Annotated in this window: 16 protein-coding genes and 1 tRNA gene; 8 read left to right on the top strand and 9 right to left on the bottom strand. The window is 49.9% G+C overall.

The window, feature by feature from the left end:
- Nucleotides 1-7: 7 nt before the first annotated feature.
- From ABDK75_RS06515 to ABDK75_RS06505, 3 genes are all read left to right on the top strand, one after another.
- Nucleotides 8-2,455: a dynamin family protein gene (locus tag ABDK75_RS06515; RefSeq protein ID WP_099212505.1), complete on the top strand. Its 2,448-nt coding sequence runs from the start codon at nt 8-10 to the stop codon at nt 2,453-2,455.
- On the top strand, nt 2,445-3,020 hold the full coding sequence (locus ABDK75_RS06510; RefSeq protein WP_099212503.1) for a hypothetical protein: 576 nt from the start codon (nt 2,445-2,447) through the stop codon (nt 3,018-3,020). Before ABDK75_RS06515 ends, ABDK75_RS06510 begins: the two co-directional genes overlap by 11 nt.
- A 356-nt stretch (nt 3,021-3,376) precedes the next feature.
- Nucleotides 3,377-4,063 carry a hypothetical protein gene (locus tag ABDK75_RS06505; RefSeq protein WP_145995782.1) on the top strand — a complete coding sequence of 229 codons (687 nt, stop codon included), beginning with the start codon at nt 3,377-3,379 and terminating at the stop codon, nt 4,061-4,063.
- A 257-nt stretch (nt 4,064-4,320) separates the two neighbouring features.
- On the opposite strand, the gene ABDK75_RS06500 is transcribed toward ABDK75_RS06505, so the two are convergent.
- Entirely contained in the window at nt 4,321-5,238 is a 918-nt protein-coding gene (locus tag ABDK75_RS06500; RefSeq protein WP_346005276.1) for a LysR family transcriptional regulator, read from the bottom strand.
- Between the two features lie 101 nt (nt 5,239-5,339).
- Between ABDK75_RS06500 and ABDK75_RS06495 the strand changes: the two genes are divergently transcribed.
- Entirely contained in the window at nt 5,340-6,131 is a 792-nt protein-coding gene (locus ABDK75_RS06495) for an NAD(P)H-dependent oxidoreductase (protein ID WP_346005275.1), read from the top strand.
- A gap of 103 nt (nt 6,132-6,234) precedes the next feature.
- Here ABDK75_RS06495 and ABDK75_RS06490 read toward each other — a convergent pair whose 3' ends face one another.
- Nucleotides 6,235-6,840 (bottom strand): NADPH-dependent F420 reductase, encoded by a 606-nt coding sequence (locus tag ABDK75_RS06490; RefSeq protein ID WP_408874409.1) that lies wholly within the window; start codon nt 6,838-6,840, stop codon nt 6,235-6,237.
- Between the two features lie 83 nt (nt 6,841-6,923).
- Nucleotides 6,924-7,658, bottom strand: coding sequence for an SDR family oxidoreductase (locus ABDK75_RS06485; RefSeq protein WP_346005273.1), 735 nt, complete (start codon nt 7,656-7,658; stop codon nt 6,924-6,926).
- A gap of 251 nt (nt 7,659-7,909) precedes the next feature.
- On the opposite strand from ABDK75_RS06485, the gene ABDK75_RS06480 reads away from it, so the two are divergent.
- The 3 genes from ABDK75_RS06480 (at nt 7,910) to ABDK75_RS06470 (ending at nt 10,074) form a co-directional block, all read left to right on the top strand.
- Nucleotides 7,910-8,836: a LysR family transcriptional regulator gene (locus ABDK75_RS06480; protein WP_346005272.1), complete on the top strand. Its 927-nt coding sequence runs from the start codon at nt 7,910-7,912 to the stop codon at nt 8,834-8,836.
- 191 nt (nt 8,837-9,027) lie between these two features.
- Nucleotides 9,028-9,651, top strand: a complete 624-nt coding sequence (locus ABDK75_RS06475; protein ID WP_346005271.1) for a CatB-related O-acetyltransferase — start codon at nt 9,028-9,030, stop codon at nt 9,649-9,651.
- A 189-nt stretch (nt 9,652-9,840) separates the two neighbouring features.
- Nucleotides 9,841-10,074 (top strand): hypothetical protein, encoded by a 234-nt coding sequence (locus ABDK75_RS06470; RefSeq protein WP_346005270.1) that lies wholly within the window; start codon nt 9,841-9,843, stop codon nt 10,072-10,074.
- A gap of 99 nt (nt 10,075-10,173) precedes the next feature.
- Here ABDK75_RS06470 and ABDK75_RS06465 read toward each other — a convergent pair whose 3' ends face one another.
- From ABDK75_RS06465 to ABDK75_RS06450, 4 genes are all read right to left on the bottom strand, one after another.
- Complete coding sequence (locus ABDK75_RS06465; RefSeq protein WP_346005269.1) at nt 10,174-11,592, bottom strand: diguanylate cyclase; 1,419 nt, start codon at nt 11,590-11,592, stop codon at nt 10,174-10,176.
- 520 nt (nt 11,593-12,112) lie between these two features.
- Nucleotides 12,113-12,712 carry a nucleoside 2-deoxyribosyltransferase gene (locus ABDK75_RS06460; protein ID WP_064275402.1) on the bottom strand — a complete coding sequence of 200 codons (600 nt, stop codon included), beginning with the start codon at nt 12,710-12,712 and terminating at the stop codon, nt 12,113-12,115.
- A gap of 66 nt (nt 12,713-12,778) precedes the next feature.
- Nucleotides 12,779-14,239 carry a xylulokinase gene (xylB, locus tag ABDK75_RS06455; protein ID WP_346005268.1) on the bottom strand — a complete coding sequence of 487 codons (1,461 nt, stop codon included), beginning with the start codon at nt 14,237-14,239 and terminating at the stop codon, nt 12,779-12,781.
- A 118-nt stretch (nt 14,240-14,357) separates the two neighbouring features.
- Nucleotides 14,358-15,230 (bottom strand): N-formylglutamate amidohydrolase, encoded by an 873-nt coding sequence (locus ABDK75_RS06450; RefSeq protein WP_346005267.1) that lies wholly within the window; start codon nt 15,228-15,230, stop codon nt 14,358-14,360.
- Nucleotides 15,231-15,308: 78 nt separating this feature from the next.
- Between ABDK75_RS06450 and ABDK75_RS06445 the strand changes: the two genes are divergently transcribed.
- Nucleotides 15,309-15,383: transfer RNA gene (locus tag ABDK75_RS06445), tRNA-Val, on the top strand.
- A 243-nt stretch (nt 15,384-15,626) separates the two neighbouring features.
- Here the strand turns inward: ABDK75_RS06445 and ABDK75_RS06440 are convergent.
- On the bottom strand, nt 15,627-16,025 hold the full coding sequence (locus ABDK75_RS06440; RefSeq protein ID WP_317214043.1) for a VOC family protein: 399 nt from the start codon (nt 16,023-16,025) through the stop codon (nt 15,627-15,629).
- Between the two features lie 219 nt (nt 16,026-16,244).
- Complete coding sequence (locus tag ABDK75_RS06435; RefSeq protein WP_346005265.1) at nt 16,245-16,754, bottom strand: hypothetical protein; 510 nt, start codon at nt 16,752-16,754, stop codon at nt 16,245-16,247.
- Between the last annotated feature and the right edge of the window lie 352 nt (nt 16,755-17,106).

Below are 17,106 nucleotides of genomic sequence, written 5' to 3'. Positions count from 1 at the left end.
CCAGACCATGAATGAAACTGCCCACCCAACGCTCGATCTCAAGGGGCTTTTCAGAGATTGTGCTGCTTACTGGCAGCAGCGCACCATAGAGATCACTTCCGTCGCCGATGACATCGAGAAAGCCCTCTCTGACAGGCTGGACAGTGCGAGGCGCGAGAGTCTAACGAGAAAGCGCGAGGCTCTGGGAAATGCGGTTCAGACGCTTCTGGAGCATGTGAAATCTCCTGAACTCATTCTGGCTACGACCGGCACAACAAGCTCGGGTAAGAGCACTTTGGCAAATTTCTTGATTGGTGACAGTCTCCTGCCATCTGCCGTACAGGAAATGAGCGCGGGGCTTGTAACGGTACGGCATCACGATCAACGTCACACGTTGAAAATTGCATCCACGCGCGGCGCTACTTGGGACACTGGTGAATGGGACGACCTAAGCGCAGAGGAATTGCGCGCTCGCCTTGAAGAAACCATGGAACAATTCCGGGCTGCGGAGAAAGAAAATCCTTCTATCGAAGCAGTCCATTTCGAGATTGACTGGCCTATTCGTCTCGCCGGGGAAAAGGTACGCTTCGGCCTACCTGAAGGCACTCGCATCACGATCTTGGATCTGCCGGGGCTGAAAGCGATGAACGATGAGCGAAATGGCCCGATCATTCGTAAGAACATTACCCAGGCGCTCTGCCTTGTGGCTTACAATGCAGAGGAAACTGACGACAGAAAGCAAAAGGAACTGCTCAATCAGGTCATAAACCAAGTCACATCATGGCGGAAAACCTCCTCTGTTCTAGGAAGGATGCTGTTTCTACTCAACCGGATCGATGCCTTCAGTCGCAATGACAGCAACCCAGATACAAGTCTCAATAAATTTAGGAGCTACGTTACACAGCAGCTTCGCGGCGGTCTGATAAATGAGCTACCCGAAGAAAAAGTAATAATCGACGGTATAGAGCCTGCCACCATTTCATCGCTTCCTGCGCTTTGGGCTGTCGAGGCCGGTTTTTTTCAATCCACTCCGGAAAAGCAGCAGGACCGTCTGGAAAAAATTGAAGCGAATTTCAAGACCATTTTCCCAAAGGGTTACTGGAAAACTTATCCACGTGACTTTGAAGAGTTAACGGGCGATTTGCGCCGACACCTCATTGCCGACACCTTGCGTTACTCTCATGCCAGTGATTTCGAAAGACGTCTGGGAGAGCATATTGCCGCCAATCTACCGGAAATCGCCCTTGCAGGACCAATGGATGCAGTATCAAAGGCCGCCAATGAACTCCTGATCGCACTTGACCAAACACTCGAAGCACATATGACGCGGACAGAGGAAGAAGCGGCAACTGCAAAAAAGCGTCTGGCGGAAATCGAGGATTTACTGACGCGAGAAGCCGAAGACGCCATAAGGCTTCTTGAAAAGCTCAATATCAGTCACAAACCCGAATTAGAAATATCAGCCATGAGTACATTTCTGGATATTCGTGAGGCGCTTGATTACATAGGACGCAGTGTGGGCAAGCCGGGTCTTTTGGCGCCGATCAAAAATCTTTCTGATGACGTCTTTAAACGTCCTCTCAATGATCTCGCGGATTATGCTAAAATCGTTATGAGGAGAGAAACTCCCGTTCCTTCACCTCTCATGATAGGAATTCCGACTCTTGCTGAGTTTACAGAAGCCTTGGAAAAGCTGCAGGCTTCCCCTTACGGAAGGGTCTGGCAGAGTGGAGGCCGTTTCTCAGAAGGCTCAGATGGAACTGCGGTCAAATCTGCTTTGAACGAATTTGGAAAGCAATTATCCATAATCATCAATTTCATTATTCCCGTTGCTGCAAATCAATCCGGGGATCGCATCGGGATCGTCTTTAAGGAATGCGCCTCTCTGCTTATCAATGGAATCGAGAAGAAAGGCGGTGAAGCCCTTGAGCAGGAATTACAAGCCTTTCCGGGCCTAAAAACCATTTTCGACGGTGAAATAACATTCCCTTCATTCAAAGGGACAGGTATTAAACTTATCCCAAAAATCGAAAATTGGCATCGCACCGAAATACGTGAAAAAAAAGAAATTTCTCACGAAAGATCAATCTGGACTCTTTATCTTTATGTTCATGAAGTAGAGAGATGTGTGAATGAAGAATACGAGATAAGAGGCATTTCAGTCGCCGGATTAGGTGACCTGTTCGCTGGGTTTCATAGAAGCACGGAAATTATACCTCTCGTGGAAACTTTTAAGAAATATATTTATACTCTTGTCGATGTTTTTTCAAAATATGTAACAAACAAGATCGAAAAAGGCATTGATGGCTATAAAAGGGCTATAGACCAGAGTATTGATACAGTTGACCAGAAGAAAGAACTCGAGCTTCAAACTCTGAAACAGCATAAGAGTGTCCTTATAAAGCTTTTGAATGCTTCAGTATATTTACCTGAGTGGAAACAGGCAGAAACGCTAGGAGGCGCTGATGTCGTTTGATTCGCAGTATTTCTCAAAAGAAACAAATAGGATGAAAACAATGGATAATTCCGGAGGCGGTGAGACTCTATGCTTGGCCGTGGCGGGTGCATTAGTAGCGATCGTCGGTACTATTTTAGTTAAAATTTACAGATATAATGCAGAAACTAATTATCCGCATTCCAATCCGTCAGAAACAGGCACTTCGTCTAGCGTTGCCGAAACACAGGTCCGCTTTGCTGCCGTCGTCGAGGCGCAGCTATTGCGCGAAACAGGACAGTCTCCAGACAAGGCGGAGAAGCTTTTCTCGGATGCTTCCATGCGATGGGCTGGATCTGAGGCGAAATGGAACGACAACACTAACCAGATGGGTGTTCTGCCCCTTTCGGAATGTCCTGAAGAGGACGGCAAAGACGTAATTGTGACGTTCACGAGTTCTCTTCCCGAATACAAAATTCCGACTAACAGGTTAGATATGTGTTCCTGCGTAGAGAATGCAGCGGTAGAGAAGAAGCTCGTTTTTTCTGGCTTCTATAACTGCCCACTGGTCCTTAATCCCACGCACTTTGGCTTCTTAGAGGGCTAGTCGAGCGCCGATTTCTAGCGGGTGGATTGGTTCTGCCGAAAAAGTTAATCATTGGCGGTTAAGTTGCCAATGATTAACATAATATTTTCGTTATAATCGCTGTATTTCTCAATTATTACCATTACGGATCGGAGTGAGAACATGAGTTCAATGCGGGATATAGGATATTGCTTCAAAACCAACTTTAGCAACCTTAAAATGTAGTAGTATGACCATGATTCTGGCATGCACGAGTGACGAGAATTCGCGCAAAACCTAATGTTGGCAGCAAATCTTCAGGAGTTGCGGTCTTGGGAACGCTGAGTCAAACATTCGCCGTAACCAATGGCGGTTACAACCAAAAATGGACTCTTTAAGTGCTAAATTTTAATAACATGTTGATGTTTTTGATTATTGTAATTGCTAGCACATTAGGCATTGCAATCCTCATTTGGAAATGGATCTATCAACGGCAGTTTTCTATTTCAATTCCTGCTTTTGCAATCCAAAAATCTGTCAATGCAGCATTGCCAATTGCAACCGAGGTGGGAGGTTTCGATCTCCAAATATCTGAGGTTTTAATTTCATTGATGGAAAACAACCGCGTACATATCTCGACTGCAGTAAGCGCAGATAAAAATATATTCACAGCGGAAACCGACTTCCAGCTATCAGCATCTTTATTATATCGTGATGCTAAATTTTACCTTTCTGGGTTTGCAATTGAAAAAATTATCATCGGTAAAATTACTTTGAATTCTTCAGAAAAAAAAGCACCTACGCAAAATACTTGGGCATCGGCTTTGCACGGGGCAATTAAGGCTCTTAACGTTGAAGAGAAAGCTGATATATTAATCAGCGGCTATCGTGCCACTCTTGAGAAGATCTTGATGGGTACAGGAGAAACGGCCATAAGTGCTATTCTAGAGCATATACCTGTATATATTTTACCATCCAATTCGATGTTAACTCGTCTGACACAATTTTCTCTATTATCTATAAAGACAACGCAAGATAGAATGGTAGTTACTTTGAAGAGAAATAGAAAAAATACACGTGATTAATGTATTAACTACTACAGGGGTATTTCCGACTTGGAGAATATAAATCCAATATCTGTCCGGCCCCTATCCTTGCCAGACGGTCTTTCTGATCAGCAATGTGGACAAGTATAGGCGACAGTCACATCTCGGTCATAGAAAGCATCAGGCACGCTTTGGACGTGTCACGGTTTAGCTGAAAGCTAAGCCGCCTTCCTTTACGAAAATCTTTTATTATTCTGGCGCTCCGCAAGCGGGCCATGATTTTTTCATCGTACAGATCATCGAACGATCCCTGGAATTTTCGCGATCCTTTCGGCTAGAAAATCCACGCAGAGTCTGACCCGGTTCAGGCTTGCCCGTTCTGGAGAGATCAACATGCTAAGCGGAGAAGACGTCAGTTCGTAGTCTGGCAGGACGCGCTCAAGTCGCCCGTCAGCGAGACAATCTTCCACCAGCCAACGATGTGCAGGACCAAATCCGCGGCCGGCCAGAAATGCCTCTCGTGCTGCAAGCCCGTGATCGACAGTCAAACGCCCTCTAAATGGCATGGTTGAGCGTTTGCCGTCAGGGCCATGAAGAACGAGCCTGTCAGAGCCTTGCACCCGTGAAAGCCGAATTCCTTCCAGACCGGCAAGATCCTCTGGCACTTGAGGCCTGCCATGATCCGCCAACCACGCAGGTGAGGCGACCAATACACGATGGCTTTCCCCGAGGGCGCGCAGTTTCATCGCGCTATCCGTCAGAGGACCGAGCCGGAGAGCAATATCGACGCCTTCTTGTACGAGATCGATCCGTTCGTCGGTCAAGTTGAATTCAACACGGATACCCGGATGCTTGTCCTGAAAGGCGAAGATCAGTTGGCTGATATGAAGGACACCCAAAGCTGCCGTGCATGATATCCGGATTGTGCCAGCTGTTGCCTGGCGCGTTTCCCGCATCTCCTGATTGGCCTGCTCCACGAGACATAAAATCTTCAGGCAATGCTCATAATAGCGCAGACCTTCATCGGTCAGCGCCACACGCCGCGTGGTCCGGGTGAAAAGGGACACACCAAGCGCCTGTTCCAGTTCATGGAGATGCCGTGTGATGGTTGACTGGCCATGACCAAACTCCCGCGCAACGGCTGTCAGGCTTCCCCGTTCCGCAATCCGTACGAAGGTCCGCATCCGGTCGAGTGTGACGTCAGATTGTTCCATAAAATGGCATAGTCCTATTCATACCAGATCTATAGAGGAACAGTATCCGGTCTCCTATTCTGAGTGGGCGTTTCAATTCTCTATCGAGCGAGAAAACACTCATGAATGTTCTGATTGTCTTCGCCCATCCTGAGCGGCAGTCGCTGAACGGTGCCCTGCTTGATGTCGCTGTCAGCGCACTGCATGCCCAAGGCCACCAGGTTCAGGTCTCGGACCTCTATGCCATGAACTGGAAAGCAACCGTCGACCGTGACGATTTTCCGGGGCTCAAAAACACGGACCGCCTGAAAGTCGCGGCAGAGTCATCAAAGGAGTTCACAGCCCGTACACTCACGGACGACGTCAAAGCAGAACAGGAGAAGCTGCTCTGGGCTGATACCGTGATACTTCAGTTTCCTCTGTGGTGGTTCACGATGCCCGCAATTCTTAAGGGGTGGGTGGATCGGGTGTATGCCTGCGGCTTCGCATATGGGGTTGGGGAACACAGCGACAGTCGCTGGGGGGACCGTTATGGCGAAGGCGTCATGGCCGGAAAGCGCGCCATGCTCATCGTCACCACCGGCGGCTGGCCGGAGCATTACTCTGCACGTGGAATCAACGGTCCGATCGACGATTTACTATTCCCGATCCACCACGGCATTCTGTTCTACCCGGGCTTTACAGTGCTACCGCCGTTCGTGGCCTATCGTGCCGATCGCACTGACGATGCAAAATTCGCTCTCCTGGAAAAAGACCTCCGAATGCGGATGAGCACTCTGACCGAGACGCCTCCTATCGCCTATCGGCAGCAGAACGGCGGCGACTATCAGATCCCCACGATGCAACTTCTGCCTAATCTTGAAGAGCCGGGCGTCACAGGGTTCGCTCTGCACCTTCAGAACAGAAATAAATAAATGCGTGTACTTTTGCGCACTTTAGAAGCCGCCTTTATTATCATTGTGATAGAGGCGGCGGGTCGAGCGTATCTTACAGAGGCATCAACCCACCGGGCCTCAGTTACTGCTTTTTCTTGAACACATCCTGGAAAATGAGCGGCCCCCAGATGCGCCCACGTGCATGGACCAACGCGCCACCTTCGTTAAGCTTCCCCAGATTAATGGGAGCAAACCCGAGATTCTTGGCCAAAGTCGCGACAGGCGCGATCGCATCCTCCTCGTCGCTAGACAAAAAGACAACCCGATGGCTGCCCTCGACGCACGGATCAGTCGCCAGGGTGGCAGCAATCAGATGGTTGAAACCTTTTACAAACCTTGCACCTGCAAAGGCCTTCATGGCGTAAACGGATGACAGGAGGCCGTCCATCTCGCCAAGAGGTGCCAACGAGTTCATCGCGTCGATGACCGTTTTACCCTCCCAATTTGGAAGGCTCTTCGCCACTTCACCATGCTGCTCAAACGGAACTGCGAGAATAATAGTTTCGGCTTGCAGCGCTTTCTGTAGCGAGGAGGCGACGACTGTAGGACCAATTTCCTGGGCGAGGGGGGCCAGTACTTCAGGCGACTGACGACTTGCGACAGCCACGGTGATGTTTTTACGGGCGAAAGCTTGGGCAAGGGCTTGGCCAATCCTGCCAAACCCGATGATGGCGTAGCTCATTGTCATGTTTCCAATTTTTATTCGCGACGATAATCTTGGAGACTGGAAAATGTTCAGTAGCGAACACGCTCCACCCTCCGGTTCGTAACTCAGATGGCCGAGAAACCACCGTCGACACAGAACTCCATTCCGCTCACGAAGCTTGAATCCTTTGAAGCGAGAAACAGCGCAGCAGCGGCAATTTCCTCAGGACGACCCATCGTTCCGCGCGGGATCAGGGATTCGAACATCTGTTTGGCTTCGGGGGTCAGAACTTGGTCCTGCATTGGCGTGGCGATTGGCCCCGGATGCAACACGTTCACACGGATATTCCGGCCCTTTAATTCATTGAGCCACCCGCGCGCAAAAGCATGCAGCGTGGCCTTGCTCGCCGCATACACGCTGTAGCCAGGGAAACCTTTGAGCGCCGCAACGGACCCGGTCATGAAGATCGATCCACCGTCATTGAAGAGCGGCAACGCCTTCTGCACCGTGAACAGCGTGCCACGCACATTCAGGTTAAAGGTCGTATCGAAGTGCTGCTCGGTAATCTCGCCCAGTGGGAGGGCTTCACCAGTACCTGCACTGGCGTAAAGGATGTCGATCGTGCCTTTTTCGCGTTTGACCGTCTCAAAGAGACGATCAAGGTCATCAAGATTGGCGGCATCTCCACGTACGCCCGTTACGTTTCGGCCGATCTGCCTAACAGCCTCGTCCAGGGTCTCCTGCCTTCGGCCCGTGATAAAAACATAGGCGCCTTCTTCAACAAACAGTTGTGCGCTCGCCAGCGCCATGCCGCTTGATCCACCTGTGATGACGGCGACCTTACCTTCAAGCTTTCCCATGAGTTTTTTCCACTTTGTCTTTGGTTGTCCGGGACTGCCCCGTGCCACTCAAATTGGGCTGCTGTTCATGGACCTGTGAGTGCGCAACCGTGCATATTGGTGGTGCAAAATCGATCCGGACTTCCGTTTGACGCAAATCGAGTCCCTAGACCTTACTCGCGAAAGACCCAGCGACGGCTGTCTGGGGCCGCTAAGGTCAAATGATGGTCAGGAGAAAAAAATGTCGAATATGGTTTTGAAAGAGCCGCTTCGTGGTGCCCGAGTGCACCATGATTGACTGGGACGACGTTCGTTACTTTCTTGCGGTAGCACGGGGTGGTTCCGTGCGATCTGCAGCCAACCGCCTGAAGGTTAATCACTCGACGGTACTGCGCCGCATTGCCCAGCTTGAAGAATGCCTTGGGGCGCAGGTATTCGAAAAGCTGCCCGCAGGCTACCGCATGACTTTGGCCGGTCGGGAAATCATTGAGTTTGCAACCCAGATGGAGGCGTCATCTCATCAACTCGAGACCCGCGTTCTGGGGCGTGATCAGGCCGTACGAGGCCTCTTACGCGTGACGTTGCCGCCATTCCTGGCGACACGTCTCCTGATGCCGGATCTCGCCGAGTTTTCACGGCGACATCCAGACATCGAGATAAATGTCGTGCCAACAGGTGCGGTCGCGAATCTGACCAATCGAGACGCTGATGTCGCCATCCGTATCGTACTGAACCGTGACACGTTGCCACTCAATCTTCACGGTCTGATCGGCCCTGTTGTATCCAACGCTATCTATATGTCTCACGATCTCCTCGTCGGGTGGCGCTCTGATAGGCCGCCCTCCATACGCTGGATCGTCGCAAACACCGAAGGGCAACCTGGGTGGGCGCGCGAAGGAGAGGTGCGTACCACTGGGGCTTTGTTCAGAACGCCGGATGCTGAAACGCAAATTGTTGCAGTTCAGCAGGGGATTGGGATGACGAAACTCCCATGCTTCGTGGGTGATGTGGACCCGTCGCTCGTCAGGGTTCCTAACACCGAGTTGTACGGGCACGGAACACTGTGGCTTCTGACACAAGGAGAGGCACGCAAGACAAAACGCGTGCGATTGTTCACCGAATTTATATCCCGAAGGCTTGCTGCCCATGCCCCGCTTCTCGCGGGGATGTCATCGTCGCACGATGAATGCGCGACATAATGAACTTCATGTCGTCCGATTAAAAGCTCTTCTCAATCATCTCGATACTCAACACGTGGTGAAACATTCAGAATTAGATGCCCCATTCGCACAATTGAGATCATTCCAATTTCTCAGTAAAAAGATATCTGTGAGGCGATAGAAAGACGATTATAGGTTTTGTAAACTCTTACCAGGAGGCACAAAAATCCATGCTACGCCGTAACAATATCTTCTCACTACTCCTCCGGCATTCTCTCGCATATGAGATTGAAGAATGGGGGTGGGAAATTGGCGAGCATTCATATGGAGCCAAAGAGTCTCCTATAATTATAGAAGAAAAATATGCTAGACTTCAAGTAGGAAAATATTTCTCCATCGCCAGTGAAGTTTTGATGATTTTAGGAAATCATAGACACGACACTATTACTACATATCCATTTAAAGATATTTCGTTTGCATGGCCAGAAGCTGCGGATGCAGTTGATGACCACTCCACAAAAGGAGATATCATTATTGGTAATGATGTTTGGATTGGAGCGCGCGCTAATATAATGTCCGGTGTCACCATTGGTTCTGGTGCAATCGTTGCCACTGCTGCAGTGGTGACCAAAAATGTTCCCCCCTACGCCATTGTTGGGGGAAACCCGGCACGTGTTATAAAATATCGATTTCCTGAAGAAGTAATAGAACAGCTTTTGGAAATTGCGTGGTGGGATTGGCCTGAAGACGTTATCCGAACAAGAATGAAACTCTTGATGAACGACGATATAGAGGGCTTTTTGCGAGCATTTAAAGTTGGAAAATCCTCCTTTAATCCGAGCAAAGTGATTTAGAAGAATTTCATAAGGCCATTTTATGTAGCTATCCAAGAAAATAGCATTAGACGTTTGTCCATACATACAAGAAGCCTATCTATTTCAATAGATTCAGCATGATAAAGGCAGTGCCTCAGTTTCTTTTTGTTTCAAGTTCGCCATCCCTCTGCTCCAAAGTTCGTGCGTTAATGGCGTCAGGAGGAACCTATGAACAAGATTGTAAAAATTGGCACAGGCATCAGCTTGGCACTTGCTCTGTCAGCCTGCTGGGGTCCCGGACCTGATGGTATGGGCGGCCGTCATGGTGGTGGCCATCATCACGGGGGCGGTCAAGGCAGTTATGGCAATGGGCCGGGCGGCAATGCCGGTGGCGGATACAACCAAGGTGGAGGCCATGGCGGCGGAATGGGCGGCGGCAACGGTCCCAACGGCGGCATGTAATTTAAAACCCCAGCTTCGGCTGGGTTTCTTTTTAACAAGTATTAATTTACAAAAATTTTCTAAATTTCAAAAAACAATACTTTAAAAATAGTTAAAAAATCAATTTCTATTTAAAGTCGAGTACTTCACAACACAATTACGGCCAGCAGTCTTGGCTGCATAGAGAGCTGCATCGGCTTGCGTCAGAAGAGACTGAAAATCTATAACGTCCGCCTCCTTTCGATAAACAACGCCTATACTCACTGTCATTTGCAAGCCTACGTCAGAGATAAAGCACGAAACATTCTCTACGGTCTGGCGGATTTTTTCAGCCAGACCGAGCGCCATGTTTTCATCAATAGCAGCAATAGTAATTGCGAACTCTTCTCCGCCAACCCGACCAAATATTTGCTCGGCACACAAAACATCAGAAATAGCCGCACTTACCGCAACAAGCGCTGCGTCTCCGGTGAAATGACCATATGTGTCATTGATATCTTTGAAGCGATCGAGGTCCAGCATTAGTATGGCGACGCCCTCATCCTTCCGCGTTTCCCTAACGGTTTTTATTAGATCCGCACTTCTCTCCAGATAAGCCTGGCGGCTCAGAACGTGCGTCAAACTATCCCAGGTAATGGACTGATTCAGCCGAGCGACCAGAGCACGCTGGGTATTCATAATGGCGGCCACCGTCAGTGGGCCAAGCACTAAAAAGGAGAGCCCAAGCCGAAAAGAAACAGTGACGCCAATAGTCTCGTTCGTCTGATGAAAATTCAGCAGGCCAGCTTCCACAATGCCCATCACCGTGACGTTGAAAATCAAAACGACAAGGCACATTGGCAACACGCTATAGGTGAGGGCACACCACAGCAGGGCAGGGACAGGAAAGGCAATAGCACCGGGGCCTCCGGTAAGGGTCGCAAGAACAACTGAGGCTGCCAAACTTACAATCGGAGCAATATTGAAGCTTTGCGCTGACAGGACGCTACGCCAGCCCGCATGTACGAGATCTGAAAACCATTTTTTCCCTGCAAAACAGACAGGGAGCAAAACGAGATATCGGTTCAATTCGCTACTGAACCACAGAATGAAGCGGCCCCACGGCGTACTACCAGGGAGAGAGAATGCTATTCCTGTTCCCACCAATGCGGCCGCCCCAGCCGCACCAGAACAAACGAGAAGCAACGCAAGAACAGACTGAGGGCCATCCAGCTCTTTTTCTTGTCGCTCCAATCGTCGGAACAGAGCATACCCTACACTAACGCCAGCCAGGTTAGCGGTGGCCAGCCAAATATTTACGAAAAGTGGATCCGACATTATCCACCCGGCAAGCAAAAAACCAGCAGATGCGCTGATCCAGCAGCTTTTTTGGCTAAAGCGCGGGTAAGTGATCATAAGCCAGAGCAACAAAGCGTTTGCTGGCCAGATCTGGGCAAGCTGCCCGATGTAGCGGGAAGATATGCCAATCGTTGCTGCAACAAATACAACGACGCCGACAAAAAGAAATGGTGGACATTTTTTTGTCAGACGTAAAAGCATGAAAAATCAAACTATCCCAGATTTACAATAAGCCGACCTCTTGAAGTCTGCATCAAACATGTTTTCCAAACCATTAAGAAGCGCTTATGGGCGTACGTAAATACCCTGATAAAGACCTACAAACACAAATTGTCATGTTTCCCGAAATAGAAAAACAACAAAATCACTTTTAATAATTGTGTCTTTTACCAGCCACCCAACGGCCCAGCGTTCCCCACTCCATTAGGGGCGCGACCGGCTCCAAAACCCGTACTCATCGACATGGAGCCATGAACTTTGCCATCCTTCAACTCATTCATCGCATTACTCTCTGGAGATGCAGAATGAACAGGCTTAAAAAGATCCCTGCGGGCATCTTTCTGAGGTGAAGAAGCACACCCGGATAGGATGCTGAAACAGACAATGGTCAGTCTGTGAAATTGCAAGGCGATAACCTCTCAGAATGATAGGCGCACCGCTCTTGATCTTAAAGCCTGCTGGCGAGCCTGTTCAGATCCTGTACCAAAGAGTGGAATACACTTTAACTCCCAAGGCGCTCTGAGAGACGTTTTGCTGCTTTTCGAAATGCTTCATAAAAATCTGGATCCACAGAAATTTCCCCACCCGAGAAACCAATGAATCCATCGACCATGCCATTCTGAAAAAGGCCTTCAGAATGAACCAGCATTCCATCCGGATCTTCCTGACTTCCTGACGCTGGCGCACCATCCTCTACCCGTGGGCGAAGCGTCTGTTTCCAGGATTTCCCCCAATAGGCTTCAACTTTCTCGGGATACAGCCGTCCATCAACCGTATAGCCTTCCATCGGCTTCCCCAGACCGTGCATATACCCGATCTCTACGGCAGTCCCTGGATCCATATCCGCCGCACGGCGAAAAGGATCCACACAAAACAAGCCTGCATCGCACTGATCCATCAGGGCACGGTCAGCGCGAACAAATGCCAGAATGGTCTCCCGTCCTGGTGGCATCAGGCGAGCCTCTGCCTGCCCATCGAACGGAGCAACTCCTTCAAGCCCGTAGTCTGCGCAGATGGCTTTAAGACGCTCAAATATGGAGAGGGCCTCAGGTCGGAAGACCAAATCCCCAGCAAGATAGACGGAAGGAAGTTTTGTCTGCATGAACATGGGCCCTATCACGCGTTTACAGCAGAAAAAACCTCTTCTTTTCGCAGCGCCAAAATTAATTCACGCATCCTGAATATTACGAAGTGCAGGATATATCCTTCGGTATCTTCGATATGCCGCCGCATACTCATTTTGAAGATGTGAATCAGGGTCTGTCGCCGAAACACGCTCCGGAGACGTGCAAACGCTCTCCACGCTTTCACCCGTTGCCGCGATACGAGCCAGTCTAGCGGCGCCGAATGCTCCACCATGCTCACCATGTGCCAGACAATGGAGCCTGAGCCCCAACACGGACGCCAGAATGGAAATCCAGAATGGGCTTCGCGAACCGCCGCCAATCACATCAGCTTCCTGAATGGAAGATCCTGACACTTTCAGGCCCTCAAGAGCGTCCCGAAAGGAGAATGCTACTCCTTCCAGCACAGCCTGGGTCAGTTCAGCACGGCTTGTATCTTGTGAAAGCCCAATAAATGCCCCGCGAATAGTACCATCGTTGTGAGGCGTTCTTTCGCCAGAGAGATAAGGCGCAAACAAGACAGGCGAAGGGTGAGCAGGCTTTTCAGGGAGTTCGGCCAGCAAATCAACCTCCTTCATTCCGCATGTTCTCGCCCACCAGGCTAGCGAGGCCGCAGCAGAGAGGGTGACACCCATCTGATGCCACGTCTCGGGAACGGCATGACAGAACGCATGGATGGCAGATTGGTGCTCGGGCCGAAATACGTCGGTCGTGACCCAAACCACCCCGGACGTTCCCAACGAAATGAACGCATCGCCATTGCGAATTGCACCCAACCCGACAGCACCCGCAGCATTATCGCCAGCGCTTCCAGCGAAGACAGGAGCGACAGCCATTCCCCACTGTTTCGTTAGCTCGTCGTTCAGATACCCCGCGGCCGCGGTTCCTTCACGGAGCTCCGGCATGTTCGCACGCGTCAGACCCGTCGCTTTCAAGGCGTCGACTGACCATTCGCGCTTTCCTACATCGAGCCAGAGAGTACCTGACGCGTCGGACATGTCTTCAATCATCTGGCCCGTCATTTTGTAGCGCAACCAGGCCTTGGGCAGCAGAACATGCTGAAGACGTTCGAAGATTTCAGGTTCATGTCGTGCGACCCAAAGAATTTTTGGAGCGGTAAAGCCAGGCATTGCCACATTGCCTGTAATTTCCCTGCTCCCTGGGAAGCGCTCTTCAAAAAGGACGCATTCAGCTTCTGCACGGGTATCATTCCATAGAATGCAAGGCCGCAGCACATCTCCCGCAGAATCCAGTAAAACCGCACCATGCTGCTGGCCAGAGAGACCAATTCCCCGGATCGCAGAAACAGCGTCCGGAACTCTGGACTTCAAAACGTCGATGCCGCGACAGGTCGCAGTCCACCAGTCTTCAGGGTTCTGTTCACTCCAGCCATCGTGCAACCGGCTAACCGTCAATCCCTCTGTATGGGACGCAACTTCCTGCTGGTTTTCGTCCACTAACAGAACCTTGATTCCGGAAGTTCCGACATCAATTCCCAGAAACATGCCTATGTCCCAAACCCGAGTTTAAAATCTGGAGCTTAGCGCATAGTTCTGGAGAATAATCAGGGCACAATTTAGTGACCGCGTTTCTCAGCAGAAAACCATAAAAAAGCCATTAGGATCATTCGGCTGCTTCTACTTCGGCCGCCTCAAAAGAGTGACATACGAAGTCAGCCAATTCCCGAACGAGACCTTCCATATCCGCTTTAACCTGCTCAAAACCGCGCGACGGCTGGAGCGTCGCTGGATTCAAATATCGGGATCGGCAGATTTCCAGTTGAAGAACATGGATTCCATCAGATGGCCGACCGTAATGCCGCGTGATGTAACCACCCGCATAGGGCACATTTCTGCGAACAGCATAACCTTGCCCTGAAAGATACTGCTCCACACAGTTCGTCAGGGCAGGGGAACAGGATTTCCCATGCAAGTCCCCCAAAACCATGTCGCAGCTTTTCGCTTGATGGAGGCGGGGCATGGAGTGAGCCTCAAGAAGAATGACCGAGCCAAACTGATCCTTCATCTCGCGCAAAAGATTATGCAGGGCTTCATGATAAGGCACCCAAGACGTAACCAGCCGCCTTTGAACCTCATCCAATGGCAGGCAATGCGTGTAAATTGGGCGACCTTGGGTGGCACAACGGGGAATAACACCAAAACCGGCACGAACTTTGGAAGTCTGCAGAAGACCAGAAGGAGCAAGGGGAGGTTTGAACATTCCCGAATCCAGCTCTCGACAGTCCCGGTTTACGTCACACCAGATCCGGGGAAATTCTGTTGAAAGCAATGCGCCCCCCGTGACCGGAACACACTCAAACAACTGATCGACAAATCGATCTTCCGTCTGTTGCAGCTCCCATAACGAGAGACGACTGCTCTGCAAAAAATCCTGAAAATATTTCTGTCCGGAATGCGGAGAGGAAACCACCAGAGGAATGGCCGTTTTCTGAGGCTTTTGAATGATTACAGCAGGATAGGGGGTAGGGGTGGTCATAACCTCAGTGCATTTTTTTGTTCAAAGGGGGGTTGTCACGCCCATTCGAGACAGCTAAACACCGCCTCACCGGATCGGGGGCGCATAGCTCAGCGGTAGAGCACTACCTTGACATGGTAGGGGTCACAGGTTCAATCCCTGTTGCGCCCACCACCCGATCCGGTCAGAAATCTCTCCCCCCAAAAAGTACTTAGCGCTCATTATCCTGGCTGATATAGGGCTAGCCTAATTCGACCTGAATTCACGGCATGTATTCCTTGTACCCAGTGAAGACAAGGCACCTCAATAACGCCCTCTAAATGGATACATTTCGCGCCACTCTCGTTTCATCTCGCTTTGAATAAACGAAACAAGGTTTCTTCAGGATCTAGAAATCCAAAAAAAACCCATATTTAACTATATTTCGTATAGTTCGAGCGGAAGATCATCTGGGTCGGCAAAAAAAGTGAACTGCCGCCCTGTATAAGGGTCCATTCGGATTGGTTCGGAGGCAACGCCATGCTTCTCCAGATGTCCGACAGTCGCAGCAATATCCTGAACACGAAATGCGAGATGGCGCAGGCCACAGGCTTCTGGTCGAGAAACTCTCGGGGGCGCCTGAGGAAAAGAAAAGAGCTCGATTTGCGCATCACCAACCTGCAAATCGCATTTCCAGGAATTCCGCTCTTCCCGAAAATTTTCAGCAACAACAGTGAACCCTAACACATCGACATAAAAAGCTCGGGAGCGCTGATAATCCGAAGCAATGATTGCTACGTGATGAAAGCCAGAAATATTGGCTTTGCTTTCTTTCATTAGGCTCCATGCCTCTCATTTATCGACCAGAACACTCTAAGCCACATTGCCTGAGATGCGCGGGCCTCCATAATAAAAACGGCCGCCCTACCCAACGCGAAACATCGCAAACTTACAGCCCGGTTCACCAGCGCCTTTATAAGTTTGCCAACATTTCCAAAAACCATAAAGGAGAACAGGTAGGACTGCTCTCCTTTATGGTAGGCCTCAAATGTCTGATCAAACCCCGCGATAAACACGAGCCCTAATCGAATCCGCATTATCTGGGGACATATTCTCATACGGAGCTGCAACCAGACCAGCCAGCATTTCTACCAGAGGGATCATAGACTGAACGGTCTGTATATATGAACTGGCAGATGGATAATAAGTTTGTACAATCGGGCTGGCGAGGCTCAAGAGCGTATTCAGATCCGCCCCAAGGGACTTGGCCCAGTCTTTGCCAGTATCAACCGTGACGGCACCGTCCGAACTGGCGTCAATAGAGGCCGTAACACTCTTGATCTGAGCAACAAGACTATCGAACTTGGCCTTGTCATCAGCCGAAAGGTGATCAACCACACCCGGCATCGTTTCGATAACCTGTACGGCATAGGCAATTGCCGTGGCATCTTTATTGAGGGCCGCGGTATCGAACGTGGTGGTATTGCCGTTGGTAGAACATGCTACCGTGGTAGCCATCAAGAAAAATGAAAGACCAAGAGCTGCAAGGCGATTAAAAATACGCATAGAATACAAGTCTCCAGACATAAAAAAACCGCCCTCTGGGGCGGTTGAATATAAGGAATTGCCAAGATAATTCTGGCCTGATGCCGTTTAGATATATCAGGGAATTTACTCCTGAGTTGTATGCCGTAGCGAAATTCGCCTGCGCGCAGCAACTGCTCGAAAAGGCATTTTGAGCAAAACTCCAAACACTCTGTGAAGCGAGGCAACGGGAAAAGACTATCGGGTAGCTACTGACCTCAAGCCCTCCAAAAAATCTCAATCTGTTGTTACGTTCATGAAATCTTTCAGAACGCTTTGAAATCATACGCAGGCTTCTTAAGGAGATATTTTTCGTTTATCGAAAAGCAACTTT

The organism is Gluconobacter sp. OJA, assembly GCF_039638325.1.
Taxonomy (GTDB): Bacteria; Pseudomonadota; Alphaproteobacteria; order Acetobacterales; family Acetobacteraceae; genus Gluconobacter; species Gluconobacter cerinus.
This window is presented reverse-complemented; position numbering and strand designations above follow the sequence as displayed.